The 380-nt window shown below is 20.8% G+C and carries 1 protein-coding gene; it reads right to left on the bottom strand.

Annotated features, from left to right (window positions below; all coding sequences use genetic code 11):
* A partial coding sequence (locus KJQ97_RS09715) for a hypothetical protein (RefSeq protein ID WP_214120738.1) occupies positions 1 to 197 on the bottom strand: 197 nt, incomplete at its 3' end.
* Positions 198 to 380: the final 183 nt, after the last annotated feature.

Below are 380 nucleotides of genomic sequence, written 5' to 3'. Positions count from 1 at the left end.
CTAATTCCTACGCTTTTATTATCAAGGCTAAAAAATACATTTAATTCTTTATCACTTGTTTTATATTCAAAATTATTTGTTTTTATATCTTGTCTTATTTGGCTTAGATTAATAGTGCTATTTACATCAGCTTTTTTACTAATACTTGTATTTATACAAGAGCTTAAATCTACATAAAATCCATCTATTTTTAGCATTATTTCTCCTTTAACTTAAAGAATTAATTAAGCTTTTAAATCTAGTAATTTATAATCTTTTAGCTCATCAATTAGCTTTATGCTAAACTCGCAAAATTCTTCTAAATTATTTTTGTCTTTTAATTCTTTTTCTTTATCTTCATTTATTTTTAAAGAATTTGAGTTTTTAAATAATTTTATATC

The organism is Campylobacter sp. 2018MI01 (genome assembly GCF_018501205.1).
GTDB lineage: Bacteria > Campylobacterota > Campylobacteria > Campylobacterales > Campylobacteraceae > Campylobacter_E.
The sequence above is the reverse complement of the archived record's forward strand: the minus strand, read 5'-3'. Positions and strand labels throughout refer to the sequence as shown.